This is a genomic window from Psychrobacter sp. HII-4 (assembly GCF_904846595.1).
In the GTDB taxonomy this organism is placed as follows: Bacteria; Pseudomonadota; Gammaproteobacteria; order Pseudomonadales; family Moraxellaceae; genus Psychrobacter; species Psychrobacter celer.
Map to the genome: position 1 here is coordinate 1 of NZ_CAJHBJ010000062.1, position 6269 is coordinate 6269.

The 6269-nt window shown below is 38.7% G+C and carries 7 protein-coding genes; all 7 read left to right on the top strand.

The window, feature by feature from the left end; all coding sequences use genetic code 11:
• Positions 1–215: 215 nt before the first annotated feature.
• The 7 genes from JMX98_RS13270 to JMX98_RS13300 all read left to right on the top strand — a co-directional run bounded on the left by JMX98_RS13270 (position 216) and on the right by JMX98_RS13300 (position 6157).
• Positions 216–647 (top strand): tetratricopeptide repeat protein, encoded by a 432-nt coding sequence (locus tag JMX98_RS13270; RefSeq protein ID WP_201587263.1) that lies wholly within the window; start codon positions 216–218, stop codon positions 645–647.
• 36 nt (positions 648–683) lie between these two features.
• Positions 684–1031, top strand: a complete 348-nt coding sequence (locus JMX98_RS13275) for a tetratricopeptide repeat protein (RefSeq protein ID WP_201587264.1) — start codon at positions 684–686, stop codon at positions 1029–1031.
• A gap of 409 nt (positions 1032–1440) precedes the next feature.
• The gene (locus tag JMX98_RS13280) at positions 1441–2817 is read left to right on the top strand and encodes a DUF2169 domain-containing protein (protein ID WP_201587265.1); all 1377 of its coding nucleotides are present in this window, start codon (positions 1441–1443) and stop codon (positions 2815–2817) included.
• Positions 2818–2847: 30 nt separating this feature from the next.
• Positions 2848–3630 carry a hypothetical protein gene (locus JMX98_RS13285; RefSeq protein ID WP_227680183.1) on the top strand — a complete coding sequence of 261 codons (783 nt, stop codon included), beginning with the start codon at positions 2848–2850 and terminating at the stop codon, positions 3628–3630.
• A gap of 74 nt (positions 3631–3704) precedes the next feature.
• Positions 3705–4244 (top strand): hypothetical protein, encoded by a 540-nt coding sequence (locus JMX98_RS13290; RefSeq protein ID WP_201587266.1) that lies wholly within the window; start codon positions 3705–3707, stop codon positions 4242–4244.
• Positions 4245–4826: 582 nt separating this feature from the next.
• Positions 4827–5381 (top strand): hypothetical protein, encoded by a 555-nt coding sequence (locus JMX98_RS13295; RefSeq protein ID WP_201587267.1) that lies wholly within the window; start codon positions 4827–4829, stop codon positions 5379–5381.
• Positions 5382–5425: 44 nt separating this feature from the next.
• Entirely contained in the window at positions 5426–6157 is a 732-nt protein-coding gene (locus JMX98_RS13300; protein ID WP_201587268.1) for a hypothetical protein, read from the top strand.
• The last annotated feature ends 112 nt before the right edge of the window (positions 6158–6269 follow it).

The window sequence follows — 6269 nt, forward strand, 5'->3', positions numbered from 1 at the left end:
CTGAACAAGTGGGCCGCATCAAAAAAACCTTTGTGGGTAAAAGCTATAGTATCACCGCAGGAGATGAGTTTAAGATCACCGTCGGCAAATCCTCACTGGTCATGAATGCCGATGGCAGTATCATCATTATATGTGGGGCTAATAGATGATGAAAAATCCCCTTTATTTAATCTATACAAGTCTAATTTTATTAGTTATATAAATGAGAAAAAACTATGCGTGCAAAAACAACCATCAAGCATAAACTCATGAGCTTTGCTGTGGCGTTAGGATTAACGCTGTCAGCACAATATACACAAGCTGCTAGCCTGCCAGTTCTAGATATTGAAACCATGGCTTTGCAAGGTAATGTTCAAGCTCAGTACGATATTGGTGCAATCTATCTAGAAGGCAAGATTGTCGAGAAGGACTACGATAAAGCTTTAAAGTGGCTTCTAAAAGCTGCCAATCAAGGTCATCCTTTGGCTCAATATAATTTGGGATGGGTTTATGAAGATGGCATGGGTGTACCGCAAGATTACAATAAATCAACTGGCTGGTTCCAGAAATCTGCTGAACAAGGTTTTGTGGATGCGCAAACAAGTATCGGTGTACGATATGTTAAAGGCCAAGGTGTACCGCAAAATTACGCTAAAGGGCTTGAATAGTTTCAAAAGGCTGCCAAGCAAGGAAGTACGAATGCAATGACCCAAATAGGCGTTCTTTATTATCATGGCAATGGCGTCACTCAGGATTATAAAAAAGCGGCCAAATGGTATAGAAAAGCGGCTGATCTGGGTGATATTTATGCTCAGAATAATCTGGCCATGATGTATTACGAAGGTGAGGGCGTGACTCAGAATTATGATACTGCTATGTCATTGTTACAAGAGGTTGATCCTAGACTTGCCGCGCAAGCACAATACAGTCTGGCAGTCAGGTATACACTGGGTAATGGTATAGAAAAAAATATGGTATTAGCACAAAAGTGGTTTCAGAAATCTTGTGACAATGGCCATCCTGATGCCTGTAATCATTCTGTTGATAGATAAGAGCAATCTATCAATAGAATGAGTGGCCTAGACTGCTGTACTTAATTTAGTATCAATCTATTAATCCATAGTCATTGGACGATTATACAACAGCGCCAACCTACCGCCATGGGGCTATCCATAAGCGACTAAACAACCAGGAACCAAATCCAAAAGTTTTAAATCGTCATTTGAAAATCTCAATGAGCTCATGTTTAACGACATGAGCTATCTTACAGTTCCTTTAGATGTAAAAAACAGAACGTTAGTTCCCCAAAAAAACTTACGTCAGCAATGAATATCACTTTTTTTAATACACAAAAGTCCATAAATGCGTTATGATTGTCCACTTATTTTGGACCAATAATTTACCTCATATTATCCGGATATTCCGTATACATTCAACCAAAACATCAATGCAGGATTGTCTATGAAATTTACTAATGCTACCTCACATCCTGCACTGGCATTTGAAGGTCTTGATCAATTGGGTCAAAGCTTTCATGTGGTGGTAATGCGACAAACTTATACTTGGAACGAACAAGGGGTTTTAATACTCGCTGATGAGCAAGATCCGCTACGTTTAGAAGACGAGCTTACTGATCCTAATGACCTAATGAGCGGGATAGTAGAAGAGTCAGACTTGGCACACTACAAGCCAAAATGTGACGTCATCATTAAGGGCCATGCTTATGTACCTACGGGAAGGAAAGACCAAGATAGTTTTAATGCCAGTATACGGTTACAAACGCCTGATTATATAATTTTGGCTGAACCAAATGCTGCTACCAAATACGCTTTTGTTGAGCAAAGCTCTAGAAACACTGCTCAAGATCATTACCAAGCCGGTCAAACGCTTATCGATAAAACCTTGACGATACTAAGCCCTAGATATCTACTCAATGATAGCATCAAGGGAAACGCACATTACAGACTACATATAGAGCCAATGCCAAGTAAGGTGAGTCTTAACCCTAACAGTAGTTTTGGTGGTTATAGTCTGATTGAAGACAATAATAATGCACTTAATTATATTAATAAAAATGAGCTGATACCAGAAAATAAGCGCCATGGTATAAAGCTCAATCCGCACCATGGCGTGATTGCTTATTTACAAGACGATAGCTTTAACGCGGCAGGTACAGGCTACTGCTCACCCATCTATTACAAATATGTACAACCACAACACATTCAACTCTCCCAAATTCACCATTCAGATTTACTCATTAGTGAAAGCATAGTCAATCAAGTCGTCAAGCACAAGCTGGATTATGACCGTCATAATAGACTTGTCACAGGTTTTGGTGTGCGTGCAAAAAGTCATCCAGAGCGAACAAAGCTGATAGGAGAGATCAATGAAGCATTCATTGAGAGTGGTGAGGCGTATCCTAAAGGTTTTGACTTTGCCATGTGGAATGGCGCTTATCCGGATCAGCAAACGTCATTGCTAATGGGTAATGAGTGGTTAACACTCACCAATCTGTGCAAGCCTGATACTAAAGCCGCTAGCATCGATAAAAATGGCGATAGTCAGCTTACGCTATATTTGCCAGAAACCATCGCATATGTCGCGTTAGCGTCCAAGAACGCGCAAACAATGGCGACAGAGTTACCACTGCGCTTAGATACCGTCATCATTTCACCTGATAATCAAAAAGTAAATCTAGTATGGCGTGCCATCATCATCGACGACTATAAGCCTAGAAAAGCAACTTTGTTCGTGCTTAATAGAGATGAGCAACAAACTCTTGCGGCGCAGTACTTTACTGAAGCTACTAAAGTGATTCGGCCTTATGAGATTGGTTAACAATAATCTCAACTTGCTAGGTGATATTTTATGACATATCTACCTTTATGTTTATTGATAAGCATTGCTGTATTGACAGGCTGTTTGCCTACTGCTAATCAAGCAGATACCACTGTGGACGATAGCACGATAAAACAAAACACTGTAATCGGAGACTTGGGCGGCGTACCAGTCGAGATACCAGCAGACTCAGTGCATTTAGTGGAATACAATGGTGATCCTGACTGGGGTGAGGACTTTAAAGGCGGAGTCCCTAAGCGTACCTATGAGTCGAAGATCAGCAGCTTTGGCTTTGATGTGCGTTATACCGATGGAGCGCTATACGATGGTATCGTTGGTAAGTTATCTGATGAGTATGAGGCGCAAAAAAATCTATCGGAGAGTCCTTGGGTATCGGTAGGGGTGAACTCAGGGAATCGTTATCATGGCAGGGGTGCTGTTCATCGTATTGGTGATGGTAGGATAGATGCAATGCCAGATGAACATCCTGTATTTACTTATGCAAAGCTACCTGAATCTCAATTTGGACTAGAAGTCTATGCACCACCTGGAGTAGACCCTAAGACCAATACCCCATGGCGTGAAGATAGAGACGCGGAAGATGTTTTTATACAGCGTGATGATAATGAGATTATTACCACTTATATAAAATGCAGTAATAGAGATGTCGAGCGTCCTCCTTGTACCCATTATTTTGATCTAGAGCCTGAGATGGAGCTGTATGTTAGGGTGAGCTATTCGCGTTATGTGTTAAAAGATTGGCAACAGATAGAGCACGTGGTTAGGGAAACGCTATTGGGTTTTAAAAGGTAAGCGTATTTTAGTAGTCGTTTAACTTAAAAATGGAAGCAATAAAATTTTTATAAATACACTGAGAGAGTTAATAGATGTTCAAAATAAAAAGCAAAGGTAACTTTATATTTAGCGTTGCTTTTTTTATAGTCATGTCAGCTATTTTTGCCGTTCAATTTCCTACTACAAATGTACCAGAGAAGAGTGAAATCCAATATTCGACAGGTATTTTTCATATTGTGACACCTGCGAAATTTGTGAATCATGTGGATTTAAGCCGTATTGGTGGTAGCAATGAGTCTAAAGTGTTCTCTTGTGCATACAACGCAATTAGTAATGGTAGACAAAGCACGTGCGGCGATACAAAGTTCTTGCAGCCGTATGTGGGTAAAGAAGTAACGATAGGCTGGTATCGACAACAGCCATTTTTAGGTTTTAAAAACGATATGCCGCAGCTTGTATCTATCGAGATGGATGGCGAGATCATGCGTAGCTATGAGCAAACTGCTAAAACGAATGATGGGCTCAAATACGTTAATATCGGCCTTTATGTGTTTCTATTTATACTATCAGCTATTTTATATTGGGTCGATGGTCGTATCGATAAGAAATTTGCTAAGAAGAAGTCTGAATAAATGTTATCAATCAGTGATTAATTACTAATAAGTAGTGACTTGTATAAACTGAGGGAATCCTATGGCAAACAATAAATTTACAGATTTTTTGATTAATAATTAACAAGCTATAGAAAAAATACAGTATTCAAAAGGCGTTTTTCGTATCGTGACACCAGCGAAGTTTGTGAGCTATATCGAGTTGAACCGTATTAGTGATAGCAATGATTCCAAAGTGTTCTCTTGTCCATACAACGCAATTAGTAATGGTAGACAAAGCTCATGCGACGATACAAAGTTCTAGCAGTCTCATGTGGATAGAGAAGTGTCGATAGGTTAGTATCGATAACAACTATTGTTATGGTTTAAAAATAATATGCCGCAGTTAGTAACTATTGAAATAAATGATAAGATAGTGCGCAATTATAGCGATACATATGCAGATTTTAATAGAACTAGAAGTGGTAGATTATATGTGCTTATGCCAATTTTATTTTTTATTACTTTGATATTCTATTGGTTTATAGATAAAGTGCGTCAGATGAATGGATAAACAGATATTATTGCAGAGTTGCTAAAAATAAATAGAAAAAGAGAGTGGAAATGATTAGTTTTAAACCCTTAAGAAAGTTTGATTTCTTTTTATCTTTGATCATTGCATTAGGTCTTGTATATATGTCTATAACAGATCATGTGGGAATAGGTTTTCCTAAGGAGAATGAGCTTAAGTATACTACTGGCGTCTTTAGTATAGTTGAGCAACCTGAATATGTGAATCACGTTATACTCAATAAAATAAATGGTAAAAGTGATAGTCAGTTATTTACTTGCTCTTATAGTGTGTTTGGTAATGGTGACTTGAGCTCTTGCGGAGATAAAAAGTATTTAGTTCAGTATGTTGGAAATGTAGTCACTGTTGGCTGGTATAAGCAAAAAGAATTTTTAGGGTTCAAGAATGATGTTCCTCAGTTGGTTACTATTGAGATGAACAATGAAATTATGAGCAGTTATGATAAGAAAAAAAAATACATTAAGTCAATGAATGATTTTAATTTATATATATTCTTGCCAATTAGCATTCTATCATTTCCTCTTTATTACTGGTTATTTGGCTGGTTGAGTCGACCTAAAAAAAGTAAGGATAATGATACCCAATAATAGATTATTAGATAAAATATTTATCAGAATAGTGAGAGAGTAATATGGCTGGTCTGAAGGTTTTTAAGGTTAAGGATGCAGAAGATATTACTACTGTATCTTCTAATGCTAAAAATACTGTTAACAATATAAATGCAGCGGATGGGGTTTTTGATGGTGATGCAACGGGTTTGGATAAAAGTGTAGCTAGTCAGTCATTAGCAAGCACTGTTGTGACAGGAGCTGAGACAGCAGCTGTAGTCGCACCCGAAGCTTTAACAAAAGTAACGCCTTTATTGGGTAAGTCAAATATTGGATTGACTACTTGGGGCGCTGGTAACGACATAGCTACTATTAAACGTGACTATAGTGATGCAGACGCTGATGTAAAAGCTTCTAGTGTTCTAAGCCTTGGTTCAAATGTAGCTGGTGGTCTAGCTGGCGGTGCAGCTGTAGCGGCAGGGTTGGGGGTAACCGTAGTAGGAGCACCTGTTATTGTAGCTTTAGGAGGAGCGTCATTTGCACTTTGGGGTGCAAGTATGGTCGTGGGTGACATCAGCGCTAACGATGCTATAGTTAATGGTTTAGGAAATATAGGTACAGCAGCCTCTAGGCGTATCCTCAGTATTTTAGATCCTGACAATAATGCCTCACCAAAAGATTTCGATAAGCAGTACGATCTTCCAGAAATAAGTGGCTCACAACAGAACCAACTTATGGCCATTAGCAAAACGCCTTCTTTTAACTACACCTCTCATAAAAAAGACAGCGTCGCAGGGTACAACCTTGTATCTTGAATAACCGCTTAATACTGCCAACGAAAGTTGATAAAATAAAGTAATTATTCATGAGCATTGAGAGTATGAGTATAACCTTAGTGTCTAGACACTGTGTAAGAGATTATGCCCA